Below are 22,789 nucleotides of genomic sequence, written 5' to 3' on the forward strand. Positions count from 1 at the left end.
GCGAACCGCCGGTCGGTGTTCCACATCGATCGGGCTGTTTGTTCGACGATGATCGTCCCGAAAACCGGATTCCGCTTCGCTGGCGCGGCCCTTCGGTTCGGGATCATGCCCTATTTCGCCGCACGCTGGGTCGCCACCTGTCTTGCCACCGCCTCGCCCGACAGCCGCGCCCCGCCGCAGGTCTGGATCAGCGGACCGGCGAGGTGCTCGCCGGCGAAGAAGATTTTTTCCGCCACCGGCTGCATCAGCGTCGCACGGGCCAGCGACCGACCGGGGCGGGCCGCCGCATAGGCGCCGCGCACGAAGCGCTCGCCGCCCCAATTGGTCATCATGGCGCGCGCCACGTGCTTGCGGGTGTCGCTGCCGAAAATGCCGCACAGCCGGTCGACGACGAAGTCGATGCCGGCCGCCTCGCCCGCTGCCGACATCTCCCAGGCGAAGTCGCCGCCGACGAAACCGACCATCAGGTCGAGGTCGAACGGGAAGCACAGGAAATAGATGTCGTGCCGGGCCATGCGCTCGATCAAAAGGTCGTCGAAGGGCTGCAGGCCAAGCCTCGTGCCCCGGATCTCGACCGGCAATTTGGTCAGCATGCCCATCGGCAGGTCGAAAAAGGCGCCAAAATGCGCGTCGGGAAGTGCCGGTGAGAATTCGATCTCCTCAAAGGCAAGCACCGCCGGCGAGGCCGTGACGATGACCGCTTTGGCACGAACGGTGCCGCGATCGGTGACGCAGGCGACGCCTGGCACGTCCCAGAGAATCCTGCGCACCGGCGTCGACAATTCGACCGGCAGGTCGGCGCCGAAACGCGCGACCAGCGCGCCAAAGCCTTCCTTGCTGAAATAGTTGGGGTCGAGATCGGCGGCTGCCTGAAAGTCGAGGATCGAAATCTCGTCCTCGTCGGCGCCGAAATCCATCGGTCCGGCGAAGGTTGCCGCGGCGCGCGGCGCGTGGCCCTTGGCGAGCAGCGCCGAAAGCCGGTCGTCGTCGCCCTCCTTCACCTCATGCTTGGCCAGCAATTCGAACAGCCGCGCGTCGGCCGCCTTCATCTCGGCTTCCTCGGCCTCGCTTGCCTTGCGCTTGCGATAATAGAGATGGTCGACATTCATGTCGTGGTGATGCAGCGTCCAGCCGGCCGCCTGCGCTTCTGGAAAATAGGGGTTGCGGTCGGCGGCGTGCAGCCAGGCGCAGCCGATGTCGAAGGGAATGCCGAAATGCTGGTCGCTGGTCCATGCGCGGCCGCCGATGCGGCCCATCGCTTCGAGCAGCTTGAAGGAGAGGCCGGCTGCCTGCATGGTCCTGGCCGCGGCCAGACCCGCCGAGCCGGCGCCGATGATCACGACATCAACGTCGTCCATGGCTATTTCGCCCCCGCCACAATATTCACTTGATCGTAGGCAAATTCCCCGGCATTCGCCAGCACTGCAGCAGAGACAGTGACAAGTGCGGGTTTCGCTGGCAAATTCGCAAACGGGACGTGATTCAGGCAATCAGGAGAGAAAAGCATGGCATTACTTGCCAAGGGTAGGATTTTTGTGACCGCGGTGGTGGCGGTGCTTGCGCTGGCGACGGGCGCACAGGCGGCGGCCAGCTGTGGCAAGACTGGCGCCGGCTTCGAAGCCTGGAAGCCGGAGTTCGCCGCGGAGGCCAGGGCCGAAGGTGTGGGCCCCAAGGGTCTTGCAGCTCTGGCCGGCGCGACCTACGCAACAAGGACCATCTCCGTCGACCGCGGCATTCACAAGGCTTTCAGCGGCTCAGTGGAAGATTTCATGAAGCGCCGTGGCGGCGCTGCGATCATTTCCAAAGGCCGTGCGCTGAAGAAGTCGAACGCGGCGCTGTTCGACAAAATCGAAAGCAACTATGGCGTGTCGCCAGGCGTGCTGCTCGCCATCTGGGGAATGGAGACTGGCTTCGGTTCGGCGATGGGCAACCAGAATACGGTCTCTGCCATTTTGACGCTTGCCTACGATTGCCGCCGCCCGGAATTCTTTTACCCACATGCCATTGCGGCCCTGAAGCTGGTTGATCGCGGTGCGTTGACCTCCTCGTCGGTCGGCGCTGCACATGGCGAGATCGGCCACACGCAGTTCCTGCCCGGAAATGTCTTGAAGTACGGCGTCGGCAGCGGAAACCTGCGCGACAAGGCCACTGCATTGGCTTCCACCGCCAACTTCCTCAAGGGTCATGGCTGGCGGGCCGGTGCGAGCGCGCAGTCGAATATCGGCGCCATTGCCGGCTGGAATTCCGCCAGCGTCTATCAACAGGCCATCGCCCGCATCGCCACGGCGATCGATGGCGATTGAAGAGACGACTCTGTAAAAAATCTCCGCTTTGCAGAAAGCCCGGCCATGTGCCGGGCTTTTTATTTCACGTCGAGCGCGTAGGAGCACCCGGCCAGCGTCTTGCCCGGGTGTGACTCGACCGTCGAGACGTTGAGCGTGATGCGCGTGGCGAGGCTCACGCCACCGGCGTCCTCGGTGGTTTCGGCAACGACCGCCTCGCCAAGGAATTTGTCCGGCGTCGAGATTGTCGGCGTGACATTGAACTCCTTGGCAAGGTCCGGCGCGGCAATGCCGTCGAGCACCGCCATCGGCCCGGTCGCGGTAAAGACGATGGATACCGTTTCGCGCCCGAAGACGCGAATTTTGCCCGGCAGTTCATACTGAACGAGGAATGGGTTGCCGGTCGCAACCTCCTTCCAGCCGAGTTTCCCCGCGGCGCTGGGCTCGCCGGCCAGCCACAGGGCAAAACCGTTATAGGCCGGCACGTCCGCCCGGCACTCGATCAACGCCGTAAGGTCCAGCGAGGCTGGATCGAAATCCTCGGCCATGGCCGGCGCCGCCAGAAGGAGTAGCGGCGCCAGGTATCTGCCGAGGCCGTGCACATCCTTGTTTTTGATCATGTCGTTGTCCCAAAACCGCTGCACACTTTTGGGCGACATGCACCGGCCTATTTATTGCGGCTGCGTGCCGCCAGCGTGCGCAGCCTCAGCGCATTGAGGCGGATGAAGCCGGCGGCGTCCTTCTGGTCGTAGGCGCCGCGGTCGTCTTCGAAGGTGACCAGTGCATCGGAATAAAGCGTCTTCTTCGACTTGCGGCCGGTGACCATGACGTTGCCCTTGTAGAGTTTGAGGCGCACCGTGCCCTCGACGTCTTCCTGGCTCTTGTCGATCATCGCCTGCAACATCAGCCGTTCGGGCGCGAACCAGAAGCCGTTGTAGATCAGCTCGGCGTAGCGCGGCATGAACTCGTCCTTCAGGTGCGCGGCACCACGGTCGAGCGTGATCGATTCGATGGCGCGGTGGGCTGATATCAGGATGGTGCCGCCGGGCGTCTCATAGACGCCGCGCGACTTCATGCCGACGAAGCGGTTCTCGACCAGGTCGAGCCGGCCGATGCCGTTGTCGCGGCCGAGATCGTTGAGCGCTGCCAGCATAGTGGCCGGCGACAGTTTCTTGCCGTCGAGCGCGATCGGGTCGCCCTTGAGGAATTCGATCTCGATCTCGGTGACCTTATCCGGCGCATCCATTGGCGAAACGGTGCGCTGATGGACGAATTCCGGCGGCTCGCTCCACGGGTCTTCCAGCACCTTGCCCTCGGAGGACGAATGCAGAAGGTTGGCGTCGACCGAGAACGGGGCGTCGCCCTTCTTGTCCTTCGGCACCGGAATCTGATGCTGCTCGGCGAAATTGATCAGGTCGGTGCGCGACTTGAACGACCAGTCGCGCCATGGCGCGATGACCTTGATGTCGGGGTTCAGCGCGTAAGCCGACAGCTCGAAGCGAACCTGGTCGTTGCCCTTGCCCGTGGCGCCATGCGCAATCGCGTCGGCGCCGGTCTCCCTGGCGATCTCGACCAGATGCTTGGAGATCAGCGGCCGAGCGATCGAGGTGCCAAGCAGGTAGGTGCCTTCATAGACGGCGTTGGCGCGGAACATCGGGAAGACGAAATCGGAGACGAACTCCTCGCGCACGTCGACGACGCGGATGTCCTTGATGCCCATCATCTCGGCCTTGCGGCGAGCCGGCTCGAGTTCGCCGCCCTGGCCGAGATCGGCGGTGAAGGTGACGACTTCGGCGCCGAGTTCGGTCTGCAGCCATTTCAGGATGATCGATGTGTCGAGGCCGCCGGAATAGGCGAGCACGACTTTCTTGACGTCTTTTGCTTTTGACATTTGGCGGTTCCGCGATCACGAGTTCTCGGCGGGCGAGGTATCACGCCGTTTCCGGGCTGCGCAAGAGACGAACGCCGAGGACCGTTGGGTCAACGGGATACGATCCGGGGCGCTGGATCAGCCTTTCAGCCGTCCAGTTGCTGGCAGCGATGGTTCGTATCCATTATAGGCTTGCGTGTTCCCGAGCCAAAGGGCCGTCCATGTCGTTCATCCCAGACACCGCCACGCTGATCCAGTTCGCCATCGCCACCGTGATCCTGGCGATCACGCCCGGACCGGACATGACCTTGTTCGTCTCGCGCACGCTGAGCCAGGGCCGCGCCACCGGCTTTGCCTCGATGGCCGGCGCGCTGTGCGGCACGCTGATCCACACCACGCTGGTGGTGGTCGGTGTCTCGGCGCTGATCGTCGCCTCGCCGATGGCCTTCTTCGTGCTGAAGATCTTTGGCGCCGGCTATCTCGTCTTCCTCGCCTGGCAGGCGATCACCAGGGGTTCGGCGTTTTCGCCGGAGAAGAAGACGGGACCTCAGATTTCGCTGTTGCGAAGCTGGGCGGCGGGGCTCGGCGTCAATCTGCTCAACCCCAAGATCATCCTGTTCTTCATGACCTTCCTGCCGCAGTTCGTCTCCGCGCATGACCCGAACGCGCCGGGAAAACTGTTTTTCCTCGGCTCGATGTTCATCGTGTTGTCGATCCCGGTGACCGCGCCGATGGTGCTGGCGGCGGAAAAATTCTCGGCGGCGATGAAGGCCAGCCCGCGCGTCACGCGGGTGGTCGACTATCTCTTTGCCGGCGTGTTTTCCGCCTTCGCGCTCAAGATTCTGACGGCCCAGGCGAAGTAGGCGCCTTCTCATCCTTCAACCACCAACTTCCGGCCCAGCGCCCGGCGCTAAGCCAGTAGAAGATCCCGCCGACCATGCCGCCGCCGACCACTGCCATGATGGCGCTGGTCTCCCTGACCGCGAAGGCCGAGTCACGGGCATTGTCGACCAGGCCGAGGAAAACGGCCGCGACCACCGCGCCTGCCAGCGCATAGAACAACCAGTCGCGCCGACCGAGGCTCTCGGCAAGCAGGATGACGATCGCCGCCGGCATGAAGGCGAAATAGGCGACAAACAGGGCGACGAAGGGAATTGAGAAATACAGCGAGGCGGTTGCCGTCGGGTGCGCGTGCTCCGGCACGTAGCCAAGCGAGGCCAGGAACAGGATGTTGAGGAAGGCGCTCGCCGCCAGCGAGGCGACCGCATAGCCGAACAGGATGACGGCGAAACGGACGAGGTAACCAATGAGTCGGCTCATCCCAGATCCCGGCGTGTGAGATGACCGGACTTGCGCCCGGCCAGAAGCCAGTAGACCGAACCGGCGGCAATGCCGGCCGTGGCCAGAAAACCGAGATAGCCCGGATTGAATACAAAGCTTCCGGCCGAGCGCGGGATGGAAACACCAAAGGCGGTCGAGGTAACCGCACCGGTGGCCGCAAAATAGAACCATCCTCGAAGCGCCAACCGTTCGGCGACAAAGATCGCGGGGCCGACGATCAACAGCGCGCCGACCATCACCGTCAATACGGCAAGCGGGAAGGAGCCTAGCCAATCGAATGCGAAAATGATCGACCAGTTGCCGTCTTCTATGCCTTCCAGGAGAGCGATCAGCAGCACCGGCACCAGGATCGACGTCAACACACCGGCAAAATAGCCGACAGCTATCGTGGCGAGTCGCTTCAGCCAGGCGAAGCGGCGGCTCACGCCTCGCCGTGCCCCGCAATCATCATGGCTTCCAGCGCCAGCCGGTCGACCTTGCGCATGCGCTCGGAGTCGGACTTCAGCTGGCCGCAGGCGGCGAGGATGTCGCGGCCGCGCGGCGTGCGGATCGGCGAGGCATAGCCGGCATTGTTGATGTAGTCGGCGAACTTCTCGATCGTCTCCCAGTCCGAGCACTGGTAGTTGGTGCCCGGCCACGGGTTGAACGGGATCAAATTGATCTTGGCCGGAATGCCCTTGAGCAGCTTGATCAGCCCCTTGGCGTCCTCGATGGAATCGTTGACGTCCTTCAGCATCACATATTCGAAGGTGATGCGCTTGGCGTTGGACAGGCCGGGATAGGCGCGGCAGGCGGCGATCAGCTCCTTGAGCGGGTACTTCTTGTTGATCGGCACCAACAGGTCGCGCAGGTCGTCATTGGTGGCGTGCAGCGAGATCGCCAGCATGACGCCGATCTCCTCGCCGGTGCGGAAGATTTCGGGCACGACGCCGGAGGTCGAGAGCGTGATGCGGCGCTTCGACAACGACAGGCCGTCGCCGTCGGAGGCGATCAGCAGCGCCTTCTTCACCGCTTCGAAATTATAGAGCGGTTCGCCCATGCCCATCATGACGATGTTGGACACTTTGCGGCCCTCGGCCGGCACGATGGCGCCGTCCGGCGTATCGCGATCGGGAAAGTCGCCGAGCCGGTCGCGGGCGGTGAGCAACTGGGCGAGGATTTCCTCCGCCGTCAGATTGCGCACCAGCTTCTGGGTGCCGGTATGGCAGAACGAGCAGGTCAGCGTGCAGCCGACCTGCGAGGAGATGCAGAGCGTGCCGCGGCCTTCCTCGGGGATATAGACGGTCTCGATCTCGACCGGCCGGCCGGCGCCGCGCGGCGGAAAGCGGAACAGCCATTTGCGGGTGCCGTCGGAAGAAATCTGCTCCTCGACGATCTCCGGCCTGGCAACGGTGAAATGCTTGTCGAGTTCGGCGCGCAAATCCTTGGAGATGTTGAACATGCCGGCAAAGTCGGAAACGCCGCGCACATACATCCAGTGCCAGAGTTGCTGGGCGCGCATCTTCGCCTGGCGCTCCGGCACCGCGCCGGACGCCACCAGGGCCTCGCCGAGCTCGGCCCGCGTCAAGCCGATCAGCGACTGCTTTTCCGGCTGTGCGGCGCGGGCGCGCAATGCATCACGGGCGCCATCGGCGGTGAGATCGAATGAAAGGGTCATGGTTGCACTGATATAAGCGGTTTGCGGCCGATTTCACTTATCGTGCCGGACATGAAGCGCGGCGCATAGCACAGGTTGGGGCCGGAGTCATGCAGGGAGAATGCAACCCGATGCACGCTGGCTGACAGCCCGTTTCGATCATCCGCCGGCCTTGCCCCATCTTCCCGCTGCAAAAGAACCGATCACATGATCGTGTTTGCGTAACGATTCCCGTCGCGCCTTCGAAGTCTGAAGGGGGCAACTATGCCTCTACAAAATGGGAGTATGCAGAATGAACTCTATCAAGCTTGCCGTCATTGCCGGCCTCGTCGGCCTTTCCGCCTCGCAGGCATTTGCCGAAGACGCGATGGGCACGATGACCATGATGAAGGCTGGAGAAGTGATGGCGATCATGCCGGACGGGCATATGGGCACCATGATGCCGGATGCAAAGATGGGCGCCGAGATGATGAAGATGGCAAAGCCAATCAAGCACTGCATGATGATGATGACCGACGCCAAGGGCAAAGCCTTCATGATCGATACGTCGACCAAGAAGGCACAGGCCGAATGTGAAAAAATGGCCATGTGAGACTGAACCGCCGGCACACACGCCGGCCTGAAAAAGCAAAAGGCCGGGCTTTGCGGCCCGGCCTGTCGTGCAAAACGACGCTTTGGCAAAACGAAGCTTTGCCTATTTGCCCTTTTTGCCTACTTGCACTTGGCGATCGAGGACAGCGCGGCCGAAATGCCCTTCAGCGAGAAGACATAGGAGGTGGGATTGCCGCGGCCGGACTTCGCCGTCACCTTCATGTCGGTACCGGTCTTCATGGCGGCGATCAGCACCGGTTCCTCGGCGGCGTTCTCGACCCAGGCCGACTTGCCGCGCGTGAACATCGAGAACGACTTCTTGTCGATGGTGACGGTGGCCTTGGAGCCTTCCTGGAAGGTGTAGCCGGCGATGAATTGCGGCTCGTAGGACACTTGCTGGCCGGGCCGCTGGCTGACGAAGAAGAACATGTCGCCATGGTCGAGCGTCGGCGGCTGCTTGTCGGTCGGCACGGTCAGGACATAGCAGACCTTGCCGCCCGATGCCTGGTAGCTGTAGGTGCCCCAGGCATTGTGCTGGCCGATCTTGGTCGCCGACTGCGCCAGTGCCGGCGCTGCCACGGCCACCAGGACCAGGCTCGAAACTGTAGCAATCAATCCGCGCATCGTTTTTCCCGTATTCCAAAGGTGCGGCGGCAGGCCGGCTTGGCGTCCTGCCCGTCGCTTCATTTTGATTTAATCTGGGTTACCAAACGGTGAATTTCCTTTGAGAAAAGGACCCGCACCCGAGGAAACCGCCGCCATTCTCGCGCCGCCGCCTTGCAAGCGGGTGGCGCGACGTCCCTTTCGCGACTTGGAGGCCACGAAAGCGGCAAGAGTTTGACTTTTTGCTTTGCCGCCAAACGCAGGCTCCAAAGGCATTTGCGCGGGCGCCGGCCTGCTCAGCCCTTGTCGGCGATGGCGTCCTTGGCGGCCTGCCGGTGCGCCGGCGTGATGTGGGCGCTGACCGCGGTGATCGCGGCGGTGAGCACGGCGATGTCGTCGGTGAAGCCAAGCCCGAGGACGAAGTCGGGGATGACGTCCACCGGCAGCACGAAATAGCCGAGGGCGGCCAGCAGAATGCCCTTGGCGCGCAGCGGCGTGTTCTTGTCCATGGCGCAGTAGTAGGCGGCCACGACCTCTTCCATGAAGGGGATCTGCCGCGCGGCTTTCTTCGCCGTGCGCCAGAATTTCTCGCGCACTTCGTTCTCGTCGCCCAGCTTGCCGCCAAAGCCGAAGAAGTCAAAACCGGATTGTTGCGCCATCAGTTTCTCCTTGCGAGCGTCCATGCGCATTCCAGCGCATGCCCCGCGAGCGAAAATGTGGTGAAACCCGACCCAAGCTGCAAGGTGCCGGCGCCGATTTGGCAACCGCTGCTTGTTCAGCCACCGAAAAAGCGGTTCATCTTCTTCGCCAGATCGATATCGAGCGCCGTCACGCCACCGGCATCATGGGTGTTGAGCGTCACGTCGACGGTCTTGTAGACATTCGACCAGTCGGGATGATGGTCCATCTTCTCGGCGGCCAGTGCCACGCGGGTCATGAAGGCGAAGGCTTCGGAGAAATTCGCGAAGGTGAATGTGCGCTTGATCGAGGCGCCATCGGCGGCCAGCGCCCAGCCGTCGAGACCCGTCAACGCGGCTTCAGCGGCTTCCCGGCCCAGTTTCTCTCTCGTCATGTCAGCTTCCCATGCTATTTCGACTGAAGTCGTCACCATAGCGTTGGATCGATGAGCGCGAAGCCCATAAATTCCATTCTCTTCGTCTGTCTCGGCAACATCTGCCGGTCGCCACTGGCTGAGGGCGTTGTTCGAGCCGTGTTGGCAGAGCGTGAATGGGGCCGGGATATGCTGCTCGATTCAGCCGCAACCAGCGGCTGGGAGGTCGGGTCACCTCCCGATCCACGCTCGATCGCGGTTGCGGTGCGTCACGGCATCGACATTTCCCGGCAGAGGGCGCGCAAGGTCACGCCGGAGGATTTTCACCGCTTCGACCTGATCCTCGGCATGGACCGGTCAAACGTTCGTGACCTGAAAACGCTGGCGCCGCCGGCCATGCACGACCGGGTGCACCTGTTCCTGGAGTTCGCCAAGGGCCATGTGCGCGACGTGCCGGACCCCTATTACGACGGGGCGGAAGCCTTCACGTCGGTCTACCGCATGATCCGCGAGGCGTCGGAGGCGCTGGCGACAAGGCTCGAAGCACGGGCGTCCTTGCCCGACAGCGGCCAGGCTTCCTCGACGATGTAGGGGCCGCCGCCGACCGAATCGCGCGACGACATCAGCACGAAACGGCCGATGCGGAACGGCAATGTCGAGAAATTGCCACGTGCCGAGAGATACTGGGCGACGTCGAGCGGGGTGGAATTGCGCAAGCGCGCCAGCGTCACGTGCGGCATGAACTTGCGCGGATCGGCGGGAATGCCGAGCCGCTGGCAGATGCGGTCGATTTCGCCCTGAAGGGCGGCAAGATCGGGCGAGGCGGAGGCACCCGCCCACACCGCGTGCGGCTTCTTCTGGCCGAAAGCGCCGACGCCGGACAGGGTCAGCGGGAAGGAGGGGCGGTGGACGCGGTCGAGCGCGTTGGCGATCTCGTCGGCGACATGACCCGGTACATCGCCGATGAAGCGCAGCGTCAGATGGTAGTTCTCGACGTCGATCCAACGGGCCCCGGGCAGGCCGCCCCGCAGCAGGGACAGCGAAAGGGCGGCGTCACGCGGTATTTCGAGGGCGGTGAAAAGACGCGGCATGAAGAGCCTCCCTTCCTCGAATCGAATATTAGCCCTAGCGAATCATCGAAAATCAAACGGAGCAAGAGGTTTGTTGGTCACAGGCTTTGTTAAAAGTTTCCCCAACGGAAGCAATTAGTCCGATCTCACGAACCTCCCGGCGCCGCCGCGATCGCCTTTTCGACCGTCGGCAAGATGCGTGCGACCATCTGGTCGACACCTTGAGGGCTCGGATGCAAGCCGTCCTCGAGTTGCATGCCGGGCTGACCGGCGACGCCGTCGAGAAAGAACGGATAGAGCGCAACGTCGTATTTCCTGGCAAGGTCGGGAAAGATGGCGTCGAAGGCGTTCTGGTAGTCGGCGCCGAGATTGGGCGCGGCGCGCATGCCGGCCAGCAGTACGGCAATCCTGCGGTCCTTGAGCTTGCCCATCATCTCATCCAGGTTCCTTCTGGCGATGTCGGGCGAGACGCCGCGCAACATGTCGTTGGCGCCGAGTTCGAGAATGACCAGCTGCGTGCCGTCGGGCACGGACCAGTCAAGCCGCGCCAGGCCGCCGCTCGTCGTGTCGCCGGAGACGCCGGCATTGGCGACCGTCACATCGCGACCCTCGGCACGAAGCGCGGCCTGTAGTTTTTCGGTAAAGCCTTGGTCCGGCCCAAGGCCGAAGCCCGCCATCAGGCTGTCACCGAAGCCGACGATCTTGAACGGATCGGCGAGCCCCGACGAAAAGGTGCCGCAAAAGGCGAGGAAAACGATGGAGCCTGCGGCAATCAGGCGTTTGAAAGACATGCGGCAGGCCCCATATACCCCGAGGAATTCTTCCGACGGCATCCGGCAAGCAGAGCCTTCATCCCTTGATATAGGACGCTTTCATTTTGACAGAAGCCGTCATCGCGCTGGAAGACGTATCGCTGACTCTTGGCGAAGGGGCGTCCTCCGTGCATGTGCTGAAGGGCGTCAGCCTCGATGTGGCGGCCGGCGAGGCGACCGGCATCGTCGGCCCTTCCGGCTCGGGCAAGTCGACATTGCTGATGGTCCTGGCAGGCCTTGAAAGGGTCGATTCGGGTACGGTCCGAATCGCCGGCGTACTGCTCAATGGCAAAACCGAGGACCAGATTGCTTCGTTTCGTGGCCGAAACATTGGCATCGTGTTCCAGTCCTTCCATCTCATTCCCAACATGACGGCGCTCGAAAATGTCGCGGTGCCGCTGGAACTCGCCGGCCATGCCGATCCATTTTCGGTCGCGGCGCGCGAACTGGCGGCCGTGGGCCTGAGCGATCGGGTCACCCATTATCCCGGCGAATTGTCGGGCGGCGAGCAGCAGCGCGTGGCGATCGCCCGGGCGCTGGCGCCGTCGCCGCGCATTCTCATTGCCGACGAGCCGACCGGCAATCTCGACCAGGCGACAGGGCGGCAGGTCGCCGACCTCTTGTTTGCCAAGGCGGCCGAGCGCGGCATGACGCTGGTGCTGGTCACCCACGATCCGGCATTGGCGGCACGCTGCTCGCGCCAGGTTTCGATGCGGTCGGGCCGGATCGAGGCGCCGGCACCCGTCAAGGTGACGGCTTGATGCCGTTGTCGCGGACGCTGAAGCTTGCGGTCCGCTTCTCGCTGCGCGAAATGCGCGGCGGTTTGTCCGGCTTCCTGATCTTCCTTGCCTGCATCGCGCTCGGCGTCGCGGCCATCGGCGGCGTCAACTCGGTGGCGCGTTCGATCACCGCCGGTGTCGCCAATCAGGGCCAGACGCTGCTTGGCGGCGATCTCCGCTTCCAGATCAACCAGCGCGACGCCAGCCGGGCCGAGCGTGGCTTCCTTGACGGGCTGGGGATCGTTTCGCGCACTGCAAGCATGCGTTCGATGGCGCGTCTCGCCGACGGAACCGACCAGGCACTGGTCGAGGCCAAGGCGGTCGACCATGCCTATCCGCTCTATGGCGCGTTGGAAACCGAGCCGGCGCTGTCGAAGCAGGAACTGTTCGGCGAAGAGTTCGGCGTTTTCGGCGCCGCCGCACCCGATCTGTTGTTCGAGCGGCTGCATCTGCAGATCGGCGACCGGCTGAAGCTCGGTACCGCCACCTTCGAACTGCGCGCCACGCTGGTTACCGAACCGGATGCGGTGTCCGACGGTTTCGGCTTTGCTCCGCGGCTGATGATCTCGACCGAAGGGCTGGCGGCCACCGGGCTGATCCAGCCGGGCAGCCTGGTCGAAAACGCCTACAAGATCCGGCTGCCCGCCGATGCCGATGAGGCGCGGCTGAAAGCCATCCAGGATCAGGCGGCCAAAGATTTTCCGCAGGCCGGCTGGTCGATCCGCACGCGCAGCAATGCGGCGCCGGCGCTGTCGTCCAACATCGAACGCTTCTCGCAATTCCTGACGCTGGTCGGGCTGACGGCGCTGGTGGTCGGCGGTGTCGGCGTCGCCAATGCGGTGCGCGCCTATCTCGACGGCAAGCGCGGTGTCATCGCCACCTTCAAGAGCCTGGGCGCTTCGGGCGGCTTCGTCTTTGCCGTCTATCTGGTGCAGATACTGATCATCGCCGCCCTGGGCATCGTGCTTGGCCTCGTGCTCGGGGCGCTGATGCCGTTCGCGGCCGGTGCCGCCCTCCACCAGGTCATTCCGGTGCCGGCGGAAGGCGGCTTCTATCCTGGCGCGCTCGGTATGGCGGCGCTGTTCGGCCTTTTGGTGACGCTGGTGTTCGCGCTGCTGCCGCTCGGCCGCGCCCGCGATGTGCCGGCGACCGCGCTGTTTCGCGAGATGGGGCTCGAAGGCCGCGGCTTTCCGCGCCCTGCCTATGTTGCGGCGGCTGTCGGCATCGCGCTGCTGCTGGCAGCGCTGGCCATCCTGTTTTCGGGAGACCGCCGCATCGCCTCGATCTTCGTCGGCGCCACCATCTTCGCTTTCCTGGTGCTGCGCCTGGTCGGCGCACTGGTGCAGTGGGCGGCTAGGAAGAGCCCGCGCGTGCGCTTCGTGGCGCTGCGGCTCGCTGTCGGCAACATCCACCGGCCCGGCGCCTTGACGCCATCGGTGGTGCTGTCGCTGGGGCTCGGCCTGACGCTGCTGGTGACGCTGGCGCTGATCGACGGCAATCTCAGGCAACAAATATCCGGCAGCCTGCCGGAGCGGGCGCCGAACTTCTTCTTCGTCGACATCCAGAGCAGCGATGTCGATGCCTTTTCCGCGCTGATCGGCAAGCAGGCGCCGCAGGGGATGCTGGCCAAGGTGCCGATGCTGCGCGGCCGGGTGATGGCGCTCAACGGCGTCGATGTCGACAAGGTCAAGGTGCCGGCGGAAGGCGCCTGGGTGCTGAAAGGCGATCGTGGCCTGACCTATGATGCCAAACAGCCGGACAACGCGACGCTGACCGAGGGCAGCTGGTGGCCGGACAATCATGCCGGCGAGCCGCTGGTCTCGTTCTCGGCCGTGGAAGGCAAGCAGATCGGGCTGAAGCTTGGGGATACCATTACCGTCAATGTGCTCGGGCGCAACGTGACGGCGAAGATCGCCAATTTCCGCCAGGTCGAATGGGAGACGATGGGCATCAATTTCGTCATGGTGTTCTCGCCCAACACATTCGCAGGGGCGCCGCATGGCTGGATGGCGACGCTGACCGAAAAGACCGCCTCGACGGCCGACGATGCGCGTATCCTCAATGCCGTCACCCGCGCCTTCCCGGCGGTGACCACGGTCCGGGTCAAGGATGCGCTCGACGTCGTCAACCGGCTGGTCGGGCAGCTCGGCACGGCAATCCGGGCAGCCGCCGGCGTGGCGCTGATCGCTTCGGTGCTGGTGCTGGCTGGCGCACTTGCTGCCGGCAACCGGGCGCGCATCCATGACGCGGTTGTGCTGAAGACGCTGGGCGCGACACGCACGACGCTGATTGCCGCCTTCTCGCTCGAATACATGCTGATCGGGCTCGCCACCGCAATCTTCGCCCTGGCGGCAGGTGCCGCGGCGGCCTGGTTCGTCGTCGCGCGCATCATGACATTGCCATCGCATTTCATGCCCGAGGTGGCGGTGGCGACCATTCTGTTTTCGCTCGTCATCACGGTCGGCATCGGTCTCGCTGGCACCTGGCGGGTGCTCGGCCACAAGGCCGCGCCGGTGCTGCGCAACCTCTGATTATTCTCCGGCCGCAAGTCCGACCCAAACCGCTGCACGTATTGGAATTGCTCTGAATTCCGCCGGCGGGGACCGAGATTTGGTTAAATCGGAGTAATGTTGCGCCGCCAAAGGCCGGAAAACCGCATCGTGGGTGCCTCACGAAGCATTACACCCGGTTACGGTCTTGTTCTTGACGCGAATAACCATCATATTTCGCCACAGGCATGCTGGAGCCCCGCCAGCGGCGCCTGGGTCCGGTGGACCTGACACCCGACGGGGCAGAAGCAATAGAGGACTCACATGGCTGAACCCATTCGCAACTATCAGACGCGCGCCGTGCCCGGCGCCGGCGTTGATGCAGGCATCGATCAGGGCCTGCGCGCCTATATGATCAAGGTCTACAATCTGATGGGGCTTGGCCTCCTCATCACCGGTCTTGCCGCCGTCGGCACGATCATGCTGGCCACCACTACCGATCCGGCCTCGGCTGTCGCAACGCTGCCAAGCGGCGAGATGCTGACCTCCTTCGGTTACGCGATCTTCGGCTCGCCGCTGCGCTGGGTGGTGATGCTGGCGCCTCTGGCCGCGGTGCTGTTCCTGTCGTTCCGCGTCCAGTCGATGAGCGTTTCGGCGGCGCAGACGACGTTCTGGGTCTATGCCGGCCTCGTCGGTCTGTCGCTGTCTTCGATTTTCCTGGTCTACACCACGGCCAGCATTTCGCAGACATTCTTCGCCACCGCCGCGGCCTTCGGCGCGCTGTCGCTCTACGGCTACACCACCAAGCGCGACCTGACCGCCTTCGGCTCGTTCCTGATCATGGGCGTGTTCGGCATCATCATCGCGTCGGTGATCAACATCTTCCTGCACTCGTCGGCGCTTTCCTTCGCCGTCTCGGCGCTTGGCGTGCTGATCTTCTCGGGCCTGACCGCCTATGACACGCAGAAGATCAAGGAGATGTATTTCGAGGGCGACGCTTCGGATGTCGCCGGCCGCAAGGCGATCATGGGCGCGCTGACGCTCTACCTCGACTTCATCAACCTGTTCATGTTCCTGCTGCAGTTCATGGGCGACCGCCGCTAGTTAGCAGCGACGCTTGGACCATTGAGTTCCAGAGGGCGGCCCAACGGCCGCCCTTTTCTTTTGTGTCGGGTTTTGCTGTTATTGCGGCAGAATAACGGCATGCATAAATAATGAGCAGTATCATCATGCGGCCCGCAACGGCGGCTGACCTCGACCGGATCACGGAAATCTATGCCGACGCGGTCACCCAGGGCACCGCGAGTTATGAGCTGGAGCCGCCCAGCCGCGCCGAGATGGGCGAGCGATTCGACACTTTGATGGCTGGCGGCTTTCCCTATCTGGTGGCAGAAAAGGACGGCGCCGTGCTCGGCTATGCCTATGCCGGCGCTTTCCGGCCGCGCCCGGCCTACCGCTTCATCGTCGAGGATTCGGTCTATGTGGCGCCCGAGGCCAAGGGCCAGGGGGTCGGGCTGTTGCTCATGCAAAGCCTGATCGAGTCCTGCCGGGCGGCGGGCTTCCGTCAGGTCATCGCGGTGATCGGCGACGGGCGGCCGGACAGCGCCTCGGTGCGGCTCCACGAAAAGCTCGGCTTTCGCCATTCGGGACGCCTCGAAGGCTCCGGCTACAAGCACGGGCGCTGGCTGGACACGGTGTTCATGCAGCTCCCGCTGAACGGCGGGGCGCTCGCTCCACCCGATCCCGATTCGCTGCCGGAGCAAAAATTCCGCCAGCAAAAATAAGCAGTTAGGCCTCGACGAGCTTCAGCTTGCTGTCGAAGATGCCAAGCACGCGGCCGAGCTCCTGGCCGCGCTTGAGGATGCGGCCGCCGGCGGCAATGACGGCAAAGGCGCCCTGCTTGCGCGCCAATTTCGGGTCCTTGACGATCTGGAACAGCGGCACTTCGCTGGTGCGGCGGAACACGGAAAACACCGCCCTGTCGGTGAGATGATCGATGGCGTAGTCGCGCCATTCGTTGGCGGCGACCATGCGACCGTAGAGCCTCAGGATCTGATCCAGTTCACGCCGGTCGAACCGCACCGGCTGATCGAGGCGCTCAGGTCGCGCCTCGTGCAGCGGGATCAATATTGCGGATGCGTCACCATCCCCCGTCCCGCCGCTGTCGTCAGTCATGCCTCGATCCTTCAAAATGAATCTTTGCCAACCAAAGTTGGCGCGTTCGCAGCTGAATTGCAAGACCGGCGAAGCAGGGCGGAGGCGCGCTGTTTCTGCAACGTCCAGTCACTTTTATGAAACGCCTTGTTGGAATTGGTGATGCTTCGCCACATTCTCGCCATTTTTTATCCGCGCTCATGCCCCAATGTCCGACGAGTTTACCCGCGTTGCCTGAGACGGTTCGGTCCGGCACCGGCTCGTAAACCCCAAGCCCCCCGCCCACGGGTCTGCGTCGGATCGAACCAACCTCGGTCTTTCTTCGGAAGGATCGGGTGCGACGATCCCAAAACCTAAATGACCGACGTCAGAAGCAAGCTGACGTCGGTTTTTTGTTTTTGGAGCGGAGCGCGGGGCAATGCGGCGAGGCAGAGCACGATCGTTGTTCTGTAGCGATCCTTCCCACCCCCCTCTGTCCTGCCGGACATCTCCCCCGCAAGGGGGGAGATCGGATTTCACTTCTGCTTTCGCCAATCTCCAATGTCGAACAAGATGGCGAACACGACAAAGCTGCCAATCTCCCTCCTTGCGGGGGAGATGGCCGGCAGGCCAGAGGGGGGTGCTGTCCCGCCGACATCAAGGTCCTGTAAAGTTGCGGCGTCAGCGCATCGTTGCCTTGCCCCTGACCTGCCTCAGGATGACGAAATGACGATCGTCTCGCTATCGGCGAAACGGAACGCGCCAATCGAGATGTGAAAGCTTCAAGGCTTGTGAATGAAGGCGGCGCCGAGAATGGGGCCGGGCAAGCCATCCCTGCCGACCGACTGCAGCAGCACGGCGCAGCCGCCCTTCTTGGAGATCTCGCTCATCGGCAATTCGTAGCGCTGCGCCTTGCCGTGCCACATGCCGGCGGTCTGGATGCCCGAGACCGCGTTCCAGTAGGTCAGCTTGCGGCCGGTGTTCTCACCCTGGCCGATCTTGACCGTCTGCGGCGGGTCGAAATAGACGATGACGACATGCGCATCGCTGGGACCGTTTCCGGCATCGCCGGCGTCGATCATCACGCGGTCGCTGGTCCGGCTGACCTTGACGGCGACCCGCATGCCCTGGCCGCTCTTGGCCATGCGGGCCAGCGCGCCATCGACATCGACGCGGCTGGCGCCGTTGACATGGACGCGGCCGTTGATGACGGCCTGCGGCGTGTAGACGGAGCGGCTACCGAAGGCGCGCATATAGTCATTTTGCCGCTCGGTGTTCTCCTTGCGGCTCAGCGTGTCCTGCCAGCCGAGATAATCCCAGTAGTCGACATGGTAGGCGAGCGCGACGATGTCTTCCTTGGCGGCAAGCTCGGCGAACAACGCATCGGCCGGCGGACAGGAATTGCAGCCCTGGCTAGTGAACAGCTCGACCACGCCCAACGGCCTATCTATCTGAGGTTTGTCGGCCTGCGTCTTGCCGGGCTCGGCGGTTTGGCCGGTGCCGGCAACCGCTGAGAAGGCCAGCGCAAGGGCCGCCAGCCACAATGTCTTTCGCGAGGCCATGGTCATTCCGATTCCCGCCGGTGGCGCCGGCTTTATTGTCGTTGCTGGAATATGTGGCAGAAGCGGAAGTCAACGGGAAGTCACGTTGCGGTGAAATTTTTGCCGTTGCAACCGACCGCAGCGGCGCAATAGGAGAAGGGCTCGCAGTTCAGGGTAGAAACCGATTCGGGCGGCAATCACGATGTGGCAAACTCTTTCGGCGCCGATCGATCTCTATTGCGAGCGAACCGGGCCGGAACTCTGGTCCGAGCCGGTCAATGCCCTGACAAACCTTGCCTTCATCGCCGCCGGCCTGTGGGGCGTGCGCGAGGTGCGAAGGCTGCGCACCGGCACCTTCGCCGAGGTGCTGGCCTGGTGGGTGGTGGCAATCGGCATCGGCTCGACGATCTTCCACACCTTCGCCACCAGGGGCACGGTCTGGGCCGATGTGCTGCCGATCGCCGGCTTTACGCTTGCCTATACGCTGTTCAACCTGCGCCGCTTCCTCGGCATGCAATGGGGCAGGGCGATCGCCATCTTCGTCGCCTTCTACTTGGTTGCCGGGCTGCTGACGCTGGCGGTGCCGGACTGGCTGCGCCAGGCCTCGAACGGCACGACGGGCTACCTGCCGCCGTTCCTGGCGCTCGCCTTCTTCGGCATACTGGTGGCGGCCAGCGGTAATCGCGCCGGCTGGTACAATCTGGCGGGATCGGCGATCTTCGTCGTGTCCGTCATCTGCCGGATGGTCGACCCGCTGGTCTGCGCCGGCTTCCCGCTCGGCACGCATTTCCTCTGGCACATCCTCAATGGGCTGATGCTCGGCGTGCTGCTGGCCGCAGCGGCGCGCTTCGGAGCGCCGAAAAATATGGGAGTAAGGGAGTATGGGAGTAAGGCAATAAGGCAGTAGGGGAAATAGGTTAGCCTGTTCTTGCTTGCCCTACTGCCCTACTCCCTTACTGCCCTATTCCCTTATTATTATGCTGCCAGATCGCGCAGCACGTATTGCAGGATGCCGCCGTTCCTGAAGTAGTCGAGCTCGTCCAGCGTATCGATGCGGCAGATGATCGGCACGTTCTTCACTGTGCCGTCGCCATAGGTGACCTTGGCGGTCATCGTCTGGCGCGGCTTGATGGTGCTCAGCCCATCGATCTCGACCAGCTCGTCGCCTTTCAGGTTGAGCGACGCCCAGGACATGCCGTCTTCGAAGACGAAGGGGATGACACCCATGCCGACCAGGTTCGAGCGATGGATGCGCTCGAAGGACTGGGCGATGACGGCGCGCACGCCGAGCAGATTGGTGCCCTTGGCCGCCCAGTCGCGCGACGAGCCGTTGCCGTATTCGACACCGGCGAAGATAACCAGCGGCACGCCTTCCTTCTTGTATTCCATGGCCGCGTCGTAGATCGATTCCTCTTCCTTCGACGGGTAGTGGATGGTGTAGCCGCCCTCGCGGCCATTCTCGCCCAGCATGTGGTTGCGAATGCGGATGTTGGCGAAGGTGCCGCGCATCATCACCTCGTGGTTGCCGCGCCGCGTGCCGTACTGGTTGAAGTCGGCGACGCCGACGCCATGGTCGGTGAGATATTTGCCCGCCGGCGAGGCCGCCTTGATCGAACCGGCCGGCGAGATGTGGTCGGTGGTGATCTTGTCGCCGAACAGGCCGAGCACGCGGGCGCCCTTGATGTCGCCGATCTTGCCGAAACCGGCGGTCATGCCGGCGAAATAGGGCGGGTTCTGCACATAGGTCGAGTTGTCGTCCCAGGTGTAGGTCTGGCCTTCCGGCGCCTCGACGTTCTGCCAGTATTCGTCGCCCTTGAAGACGTCGGCATATTTGCGGGCGAACAGCTCGCGGGTGACGTTCTTCTCGATGAACTCCTGGATCTCGGCCGAGCTCGGCCAGATATCCTTGAGGTAGACCGGATTGCCGTTCTTGTCGTCGCCGATCGGCTCGGTGGTGAGGTCCTTGGTGACGGTGCCGGCCAACGCGTGCGCGACGACCAGCGGCGGCGAGGCGAGATAGTTCGCCTGCACGTCGGGCGAGACGCGGCCTTCGAAGTTGCGGTTGCCGGACAGGACCGCGGCAGCGATCAGACCTTTTTCATTGATGGTCTTCGAGATCGGCGCCGGCAGCGGGCCGGAATTGCCGATGCAGGTGGTGCAGCCGAAGCCGACCAGGTTGAAGCCGATCTGGTCGAGCTCCTTCTGCAGGCCTGACTTTTCCAGATATTCGGCGACCACCTGGCTGCCGGGGGCCAGCGAGGTCTTCACCCACGGCTTCTGCTTCAAACCGAGGCGGTTGGCGTTGCGGGCAAGCAAGCCGGCGCCGATCAGCACGCTCGGGTTCGAGGTGTTGGTGCAGGAGGTGATGGCGGCGATGACGACATCGCCATGGCCGAGATCGTGGTCGGTGCCTTCGACGGCGTAGCGCTTGTGGATCTCGGCGGCCTTCTTGTATTCGGTCTCCATCGCCTTGGCGAAGCCTTCCGGAATGCCTTCCAGCGCGACGCGGCCTTCGGGCCGCTTGGGGCCGGCCATCGACGGCACGACGCTGCCGAGTTCCAACTCGAGCAGGTCGGTGAACACCGGGTCAGCCGAACCGGTGTCGCGCCACAGGCCTTGCGCCTTCGAATAGGCCTCGACCAGCGCGATGCGATCCTCGCTGCGGCCGGACATTGTGAGATAGCGGATGGTTTCGCTGTCGACCGGGAAGAAGCCGCAGGTAGCGCCGTATTCGGGCGCCATGTTGCCGATGGTGGCGCGGTCGGCCAGCGTCATGTTGGACAGGCCGGGGCCGAAGAACTCGACGAACTTGCCGACGACGCCCTTCTTGCGCAGCATCTGGGTGACGGTGAGCACGAGGTCGGTGGCGGTGACGCCTTCCTTCAGCTTGCCGGTGAGGCGGAAGCCGATAACCTCGGGCAACAGCATGGAGACAGGCTGGCCGAGCATGGCTGCCTCGGCCTCGATGCCGCCGACGCCCCAGCCGAGCACGCCAAGGCCGTTGATCATCGTGGTGTGCGAATCGGTGCCGACGCAGGTGTCGGGATAGGCGGTGGTTTCGCCGTCCTCGGTGTTGGTCCACACCACCTGGCCGAGATATTCGAGGTTGACCTGATGGCAGATACCGGTGCCGGGCGGCACGACACGGAAGTTGCGGAACGCCTGCTGGCCCCATTTCAGGAACTTGTAGCGTTCCTCGTTGCGCTCATATTCGAGCTCGACATTGCGGGCGAAGGCCAGCGGCGTGCCGAATTCATCGACGATGACGGAATGGTCGATGACGAGGTCGACGGGAACCAGCGGGTTGATCTTCTGCGGATCGCCGCCGAGCGAGGCCATGGCGTCGCGCATGGCGGCAAGGTCGACCACGGCCGGAACGCCGGTGAAATCCTGCATCAGCACACGGGCCGGGCGATAGGCGATCTCGACGCCGGCGGTGCCCTTGTCGGTGAGCCAGCCGGCAACCGCCTGGATCGATTCCTTGGTGACGGAGCGGCCGTCCTCGTTGCGCAGCAGGTTCTCCAGCAGCACCTTCATCGAATAGGGCAGCTGGGCGATGCCGGTGAGGCCGTTCTTCTCGGCCTCGATGAGATTGAAATAGACATACTCGGTGCCGCCTGCGGTCAGCGTGCGGCGGCAATTGAAACTGTCGAGGGATTTTGACACGTGCGATCCTTGTCTGTTCAGCCTGAAAGGGAACGGACGCCGATGGCATGCAATCACGCGCAAAGGTGCGGGTACGGCCATTTCCGCTGTCCGTTCCCAAGCAACCCGAGCCGTTCAAGGCGGCGCGTGCGCTGGTTCGGCGCTAATTCTGTTCCCGCGCCGACCGCTGGCACGGATGCACCGCATATAGAGAATTTTCTGGAATAGTTCTAGACAGTTGGAAAGCAAATTTGTGCGATGCGGCGGCTGCCGCGACACTTGGTTTTCAAGGCAGGCGAGGGATGCGGCTGATCGCCGAAAATCTGGGCGGCGAACGCGGCGGCGACACGGTGTTCTCCGGCATCGGCTTTGCCCTGGAGGACGGGCAGGCGCTGGTTGTCACCGGGCCCAATGGTGCCGGCAAATCGACCTTGCTGCGGGTCATCGCCGGGCTACTGCCGGTGGCCGAAGGCAGCGTGCGGATCGAAGGCGTTGTGAAGATCGAATACGTTGTGGAGATTGAAGACGGGGGCGAGGCATTTCCGTCGATCGCTGCGGCCTGTCATTACCTTGGTCACCAGAACGCCATGAAGCCTGCGCTCAGCGTGGCAGAAAATCTGCGCTTCTGGCGCGACTTCAACGGCGATGGACATGCCGGCGTCGAAGAAGCTCTGGAAACCGTCGGGCTGGGCGGCATCGGCCACCTGCCCTTCGGCTATCTCTCGACCGGACAACGGCGGCGCGCGGCGATCGCCAAACTGCTGGTCAGCCACCGTCCGCTATGGCTGCTCGATGAGCCGACGGCGGGACTGGACAAGGCTTCGGAGGGGCGATTTGCGCAGCTGATGGGGAAGCATTGCGAGAAGGGTGGGATCATCGTTGCGGCAACGCATTTGCCGCTGGGACTGGATGGGGCGAAGGAATTGAGGATGGGGCAGTAATGTCG

At 63.4% G+C, this 22,789-nt stretch carries 24 protein-coding genes; 10 read left to right on the forward strand and 14 right to left on the reverse strand.

All coding sequences use genetic code 11. From position 1 onward, the window contains the following. Positions 1-110 precede the first annotated feature (110 nt). Complete coding sequence (locus AC1DZU_RS10610) at positions 111-1,358, reverse strand: flavin monoamine oxidase family protein (RefSeq protein ID WP_477284363.1); 1,248 nt, start codon at positions 1,356-1,358, stop codon at positions 111-113. A 147-nt stretch (positions 1,359-1,505) separates the two neighbouring features. On the opposite strand from AC1DZU_RS10610, the gene AC1DZU_RS10615 reads away from it, so the two are divergent. Then, positions 1,506-2,303 (forward strand): lytic murein transglycosylase, encoded by a 798-nt coding sequence (locus tag AC1DZU_RS10615; protein WP_477284365.1) that lies wholly within the window; start codon positions 1,506-1,508, stop codon positions 2,301-2,303. A 59-nt stretch (positions 2,304-2,362) separates the two neighbouring features. Here AC1DZU_RS10615 and AC1DZU_RS10620 read toward each other — a convergent pair whose 3' ends face one another. Both AC1DZU_RS10620 and AC1DZU_RS10625 read right to left on the reverse strand, forming a co-directional pair. Next, positions 2,363-2,902, reverse strand: coding sequence for a hypothetical protein (locus tag AC1DZU_RS10620; protein WP_477284367.1), 540 nt, complete (start codon positions 2,900-2,902; stop codon positions 2,363-2,365). A gap of 47 nt (positions 2,903-2,949) precedes the next feature. Further along, on the reverse strand, positions 2,950-4,173 hold the full coding sequence (locus AC1DZU_RS10625) for an argininosuccinate synthase (protein WP_477284369.1): 1,224 nt from the start codon (positions 4,171-4,173) through the stop codon (positions 2,950-2,952). A gap of 200 nt (positions 4,174-4,373) precedes the next feature. Between AC1DZU_RS10625 and AC1DZU_RS10630 the strand changes: the two genes are divergently transcribed. Then, entirely contained in the window at positions 4,374-5,015 is a 642-nt protein-coding gene (locus tag AC1DZU_RS10630; protein ID WP_477284371.1) for a LysE family translocator, read from the forward strand. On the opposite strand, the gene AC1DZU_RS10635 is transcribed toward AC1DZU_RS10630, so the two are convergent. From AC1DZU_RS10635 to rlmN, 3 genes are read right to left on the reverse strand one after another with little or no spacing between them, the layout of a single operon-like run. Continuing rightward, on the reverse strand, positions 4,987-5,472 hold the full coding sequence (locus AC1DZU_RS10635; RefSeq protein WP_477284373.1) for a hypothetical protein: 486 nt from the start codon (positions 5,470-5,472) through the stop codon (positions 4,987-4,989). The genes AC1DZU_RS10630 and AC1DZU_RS10635 overlap by 29 nt on opposite strands. Beyond that, on the reverse strand, positions 5,469-5,918 hold the full coding sequence (locus AC1DZU_RS10640) for a hypothetical protein (RefSeq protein WP_477284375.1): 450 nt from the start codon (positions 5,916-5,918) through the stop codon (positions 5,469-5,471). Before AC1DZU_RS10640 ends, AC1DZU_RS10635 begins: the two co-directional genes overlap by 4 nt. Further along, the gene (gene rlmN / locus AC1DZU_RS10645; protein WP_184872636.1) at positions 5,915-7,150 is read right to left on the reverse strand and encodes a dual-specificity RNA methyltransferase RlmN; all 1,236 of its coding nucleotides are present in this window, start codon (positions 7,148-7,150) and stop codon (positions 5,915-5,917) included. The genes AC1DZU_RS10640 and rlmN overlap by 4 nt, the downstream gene beginning before the upstream one ends. Before the next feature lie 271 nt (positions 7,151-7,421). On the opposite strand from rlmN, the gene AC1DZU_RS10650 reads away from it, so the two are divergent. Further along, positions 7,422-7,721: a hypothetical protein gene (locus AC1DZU_RS10650; protein WP_477284377.1), complete on the forward strand. Its 300-nt coding sequence runs from the start codon at positions 7,422-7,424 to the stop codon at positions 7,719-7,721. A gap of 119 nt (positions 7,722-7,840) precedes the next feature. Here the strand turns inward: AC1DZU_RS10650 and AC1DZU_RS10655 are convergent, their stop codons facing one another. From AC1DZU_RS10655 to AC1DZU_RS10665, 3 genes are all read right to left on the reverse strand, one after another. After that, positions 7,841-8,344: an invasion associated locus B family protein gene (locus tag AC1DZU_RS10655; RefSeq protein WP_457152049.1), complete on the reverse strand. Its 504-nt coding sequence runs from the start codon at positions 8,342-8,344 to the stop codon at positions 7,841-7,843. Between the two features lie 275 nt (positions 8,345-8,619). After that, entirely contained in the window at positions 8,620-8,982 is a 363-nt protein-coding gene (locus AC1DZU_RS10660) for a YkvA family protein (protein ID WP_095084391.1), read from the reverse strand. Between the two features lie 116 nt (positions 8,983-9,098). Beyond that, on the reverse strand, positions 9,099-9,395 hold the full coding sequence (locus tag AC1DZU_RS10665) for a 4a-hydroxytetrahydrobiopterin dehydratase (protein WP_457152048.1): 297 nt from the start codon (positions 9,393-9,395) through the stop codon (positions 9,099-9,101). Positions 9,396-9,446: 51 nt separating this feature from the next. On the opposite strand from AC1DZU_RS10665, the gene AC1DZU_RS10670 reads away from it, so the two are divergent. Next, complete coding sequence (locus tag AC1DZU_RS10670) at positions 9,447-9,965, forward strand: low molecular weight protein-tyrosine-phosphatase (protein ID WP_477284380.1); 519 nt, start codon at positions 9,447-9,449, stop codon at positions 9,963-9,965. Here the strand turns inward: AC1DZU_RS10670 and thpR are convergent. Both thpR and AC1DZU_RS10680 read right to left on the reverse strand, forming a co-directional pair. Beyond that, positions 9,869-10,465, reverse strand: coding sequence for an RNA 2',3'-cyclic phosphodiesterase (thpR, locus tag AC1DZU_RS10675; RefSeq protein ID WP_095083984.1), 597 nt, complete (start codon positions 10,463-10,465; stop codon positions 9,869-9,871). The genes AC1DZU_RS10670 and thpR overlap by 97 nt on opposite strands. 125 nt (positions 10,466-10,590) lie before the next feature. After that, a complete protein-coding gene (locus AC1DZU_RS10680; RefSeq protein ID WP_477284382.1) occupies positions 10,591-11,235 on the reverse strand; it encodes an arylesterase in 645 nt (214 codons plus the stop codon). 86 nt (positions 11,236-11,321) lie between these two features. Here AC1DZU_RS10680 and AC1DZU_RS10685 point away from each other — a divergent pair, with 86 nt between their 5' ends. The 4 genes from AC1DZU_RS10685 to AC1DZU_RS10700 all read left to right on the forward strand — a co-directional run bounded on the left by AC1DZU_RS10685 (position 11,322) and on the right by AC1DZU_RS10700 (position 16,308). Next, entirely contained in the window at positions 11,322-12,017 is a 696-nt protein-coding gene (locus tag AC1DZU_RS10685; protein ID WP_477284384.1) for an ABC transporter ATP-binding protein, read from the forward strand. Beyond that, positions 12,017-14,566, forward strand: a complete 2,550-nt coding sequence (locus AC1DZU_RS10690) for an ABC transporter permease (protein ID WP_477284386.1) — start codon at positions 12,017-12,019, stop codon at positions 14,564-14,566. Before AC1DZU_RS10685 ends, AC1DZU_RS10690 begins: the two co-directional genes overlap by 1 nt. Before the next feature lie 282 nt (positions 14,567-14,848). Then, the gene (locus AC1DZU_RS10695) at positions 14,849-15,628 is read left to right on the forward strand and encodes a Bax inhibitor-1/YccA family protein (protein ID WP_095083988.1); all 780 of its coding nucleotides are present in this window, start codon (positions 14,849-14,851) and stop codon (positions 15,626-15,628) included. A gap of 110 nt (positions 15,629-15,738) precedes the next feature. Next, positions 15,739-16,308: an N-acetyltransferase family protein gene (locus AC1DZU_RS10700; protein WP_477284389.1), complete on the forward strand. Its 570-nt coding sequence runs from the start codon at positions 15,739-15,741 to the stop codon at positions 16,306-16,308. 4 nt (positions 16,309-16,312) lie between these two features. Here the strand turns inward: AC1DZU_RS10700 and AC1DZU_RS10705 are convergent, their stop codons facing one another. Together AC1DZU_RS10705 and AC1DZU_RS10710 are read right to left on the reverse strand one after the other, a co-directional pair. After that, the gene (locus AC1DZU_RS10705; protein ID WP_477284391.1) at positions 16,313-16,699 is read right to left on the reverse strand and encodes a DUF2794 domain-containing protein; all 387 of its coding nucleotides are present in this window, start codon (positions 16,697-16,699) and stop codon (positions 16,313-16,315) included. A gap of 740 nt (positions 16,700-17,439) precedes the next feature. Next, positions 17,440-18,225, reverse strand: coding sequence for a DUF1223 domain-containing protein (locus tag AC1DZU_RS10710; protein WP_477284393.1), 786 nt, complete (start codon positions 18,223-18,225; stop codon positions 17,440-17,442). Between the two features lie 175 nt (positions 18,226-18,400). On the opposite strand from AC1DZU_RS10710, the gene AC1DZU_RS10715 reads away from it, so the two are divergent. Then, positions 18,401-19,105 carry a ceramidase domain-containing protein gene (locus AC1DZU_RS10715; RefSeq protein WP_477284395.1) on the forward strand — a complete coding sequence of 235 codons (705 nt, stop codon included), beginning with the start codon at positions 18,401-18,403 and terminating at the stop codon, positions 19,103-19,105. A gap of 68 nt (positions 19,106-19,173) precedes the next feature. Here AC1DZU_RS10715 and acnA read toward each other — a convergent pair whose 3' ends face one another. Further along, positions 19,174-21,864 carry an aconitate hydratase AcnA gene (gene acnA / locus AC1DZU_RS10720; RefSeq protein WP_477284397.1) on the reverse strand — a complete coding sequence of 897 codons (2,691 nt, stop codon included), beginning with the start codon at positions 21,862-21,864 and terminating at the stop codon, positions 19,174-19,176. Between the two features lie 281 nt (positions 21,865-22,145). On the opposite strand from acnA, the gene ccmA reads away from it, so the two are divergent. Continuing rightward, complete coding sequence (gene ccmA, locus AC1DZU_RS10725; RefSeq protein WP_477284399.1) at positions 22,146-22,784, forward strand: heme ABC exporter ATP-binding protein CcmA; 639 nt, start codon at positions 22,146-22,148, stop codon at positions 22,782-22,784. Positions 22,785-22,789 lie beyond the last annotated feature (5 nt).

Source organism: Mesorhizobium sp. P2_A12 (genome assembly GCF_056405075.1).

Bases quoted from the DNA above. Each gene is read 5' to 3' on its own strand.
- AC1DZU_RS10690 (WP_477284386.1), top strand. From the start codon at position 12,017: ATGCCGTTGTCGCGGACGCTGAAGCTTGCGGTCCGCTTCTCGCTGCGC.
- AC1DZU_RS10715 (WP_477284395.1), top strand. From the start codon at position 18,401: ATGTGGCAAACTCTTTCGGCGCCGATCGATCTCTATTGCGAGCGAACC.
- AC1DZU_RS10695 (WP_095083988.1), top strand. From the start codon at position 14,849: ATGGCTGAACCCATTCGCAACTATCAGACGCGCGCCGTGCCCGGCGCC.
- AC1DZU_RS10660 (WP_095084391.1), bottom strand. From the start codon at position 8,982: ATGGCGCAACAATCCGGTTTTGACTTCTTCGGCTTTGGCGGCAAGCTG.
- rlmN (WP_184872636.1), bottom strand. From the start codon at position 7,150: ATGACCCTTTCATTCGATCTCACCGCCGATGGCGCCCGTGATGCATTG.
- AC1DZU_RS10650 (WP_477284377.1), top strand. From the start codon at position 7,422: ATGAACTCTATCAAGCTTGCCGTCATTGCCGGCCTCGTCGGCCTTTCC.
- AC1DZU_RS10625 (WP_477284369.1), bottom strand. From the start codon at position 4,173: ATGTCAAAAGCAAAAGACGTCAAGAAAGTCGTGCTCGCCTATTCCGGC.
- AC1DZU_RS10680 (WP_477284382.1), bottom strand. From the start codon at position 11,235: ATGTCTTTCAAACGCCTGATTGCCGCAGGCTCCATCGTTTTCCTCGCC.
- ccmA (WP_477284399.1), top strand. From the start codon at position 22,146: ATGCGGCTGATCGCCGAAAATCTGGGCGGCGAACGCGGCGGCGACACG.
- AC1DZU_RS10705 (WP_477284391.1), bottom strand. From the start codon at position 16,699: ATGACTGACGACAGCGGCGGGACGGGGGATGGTGACGCATCCGCAATA.
- AC1DZU_RS10635 (WP_477284373.1), bottom strand. From the start codon at position 5,472: ATGAGCCGACTCATTGGTTACCTCGTCCGTTTCGCCGTCATCCTGTTC.
- AC1DZU_RS10670 (WP_477284380.1), top strand. From the start codon at position 9,447: ATGAGCGCGAAGCCCATAAATTCCATTCTCTTCGTCTGTCTCGGCAAC.
- thpR (WP_095083984.1), bottom strand. From the start codon at position 10,465: ATGCCGCGTCTTTTCACCGCCCTCGAAATACCGCGTGACGCCGCCCTT.
- AC1DZU_RS10700 (WP_477284389.1), top strand. From the start codon at position 15,739: ATGAGCAGTATCATCATGCGGCCCGCAACGGCGGCTGACCTCGACCGG.
- AC1DZU_RS10615 (WP_477284365.1), top strand. From the start codon at position 1,506: ATGGCATTACTTGCCAAGGGTAGGATTTTTGTGACCGCGGTGGTGGCG.
- AC1DZU_RS10630 (WP_477284371.1), top strand. From the start codon at position 4,374: ATGTCGTTCATCCCAGACACCGCCACGCTGATCCAGTTCGCCATCGCC.
- AC1DZU_RS10665 (WP_457152048.1), bottom strand. From the start codon at position 9,395: ATGACGAGAGAGAAACTGGGCCGGGAAGCCGCTGAAGCCGCGTTGACG.
- AC1DZU_RS10710 (WP_477284393.1), bottom strand. From the start codon at position 18,225: ATGACCATGGCCTCGCGAAAGACATTGTGGCTGGCGGCCCTTGCGCTG.
- AC1DZU_RS10610 (WP_477284363.1), bottom strand. From the start codon at position 1,358: ATGGACGACGTTGATGTCGTGATCATCGGCGCCGGCTCGGCGGGTCTG.
- AC1DZU_RS10655 (WP_457152049.1), bottom strand. From the start codon at position 8,344: ATGCGCGGATTGATTGCTACAGTTTCGAGCCTGGTCCTGGTGGCCGTG.
- AC1DZU_RS10620 (WP_477284367.1), bottom strand. From the start codon at position 2,902: ATGATCAAAAACAAGGATGTGCACGGCCTCGGCAGATACCTGGCGCCG.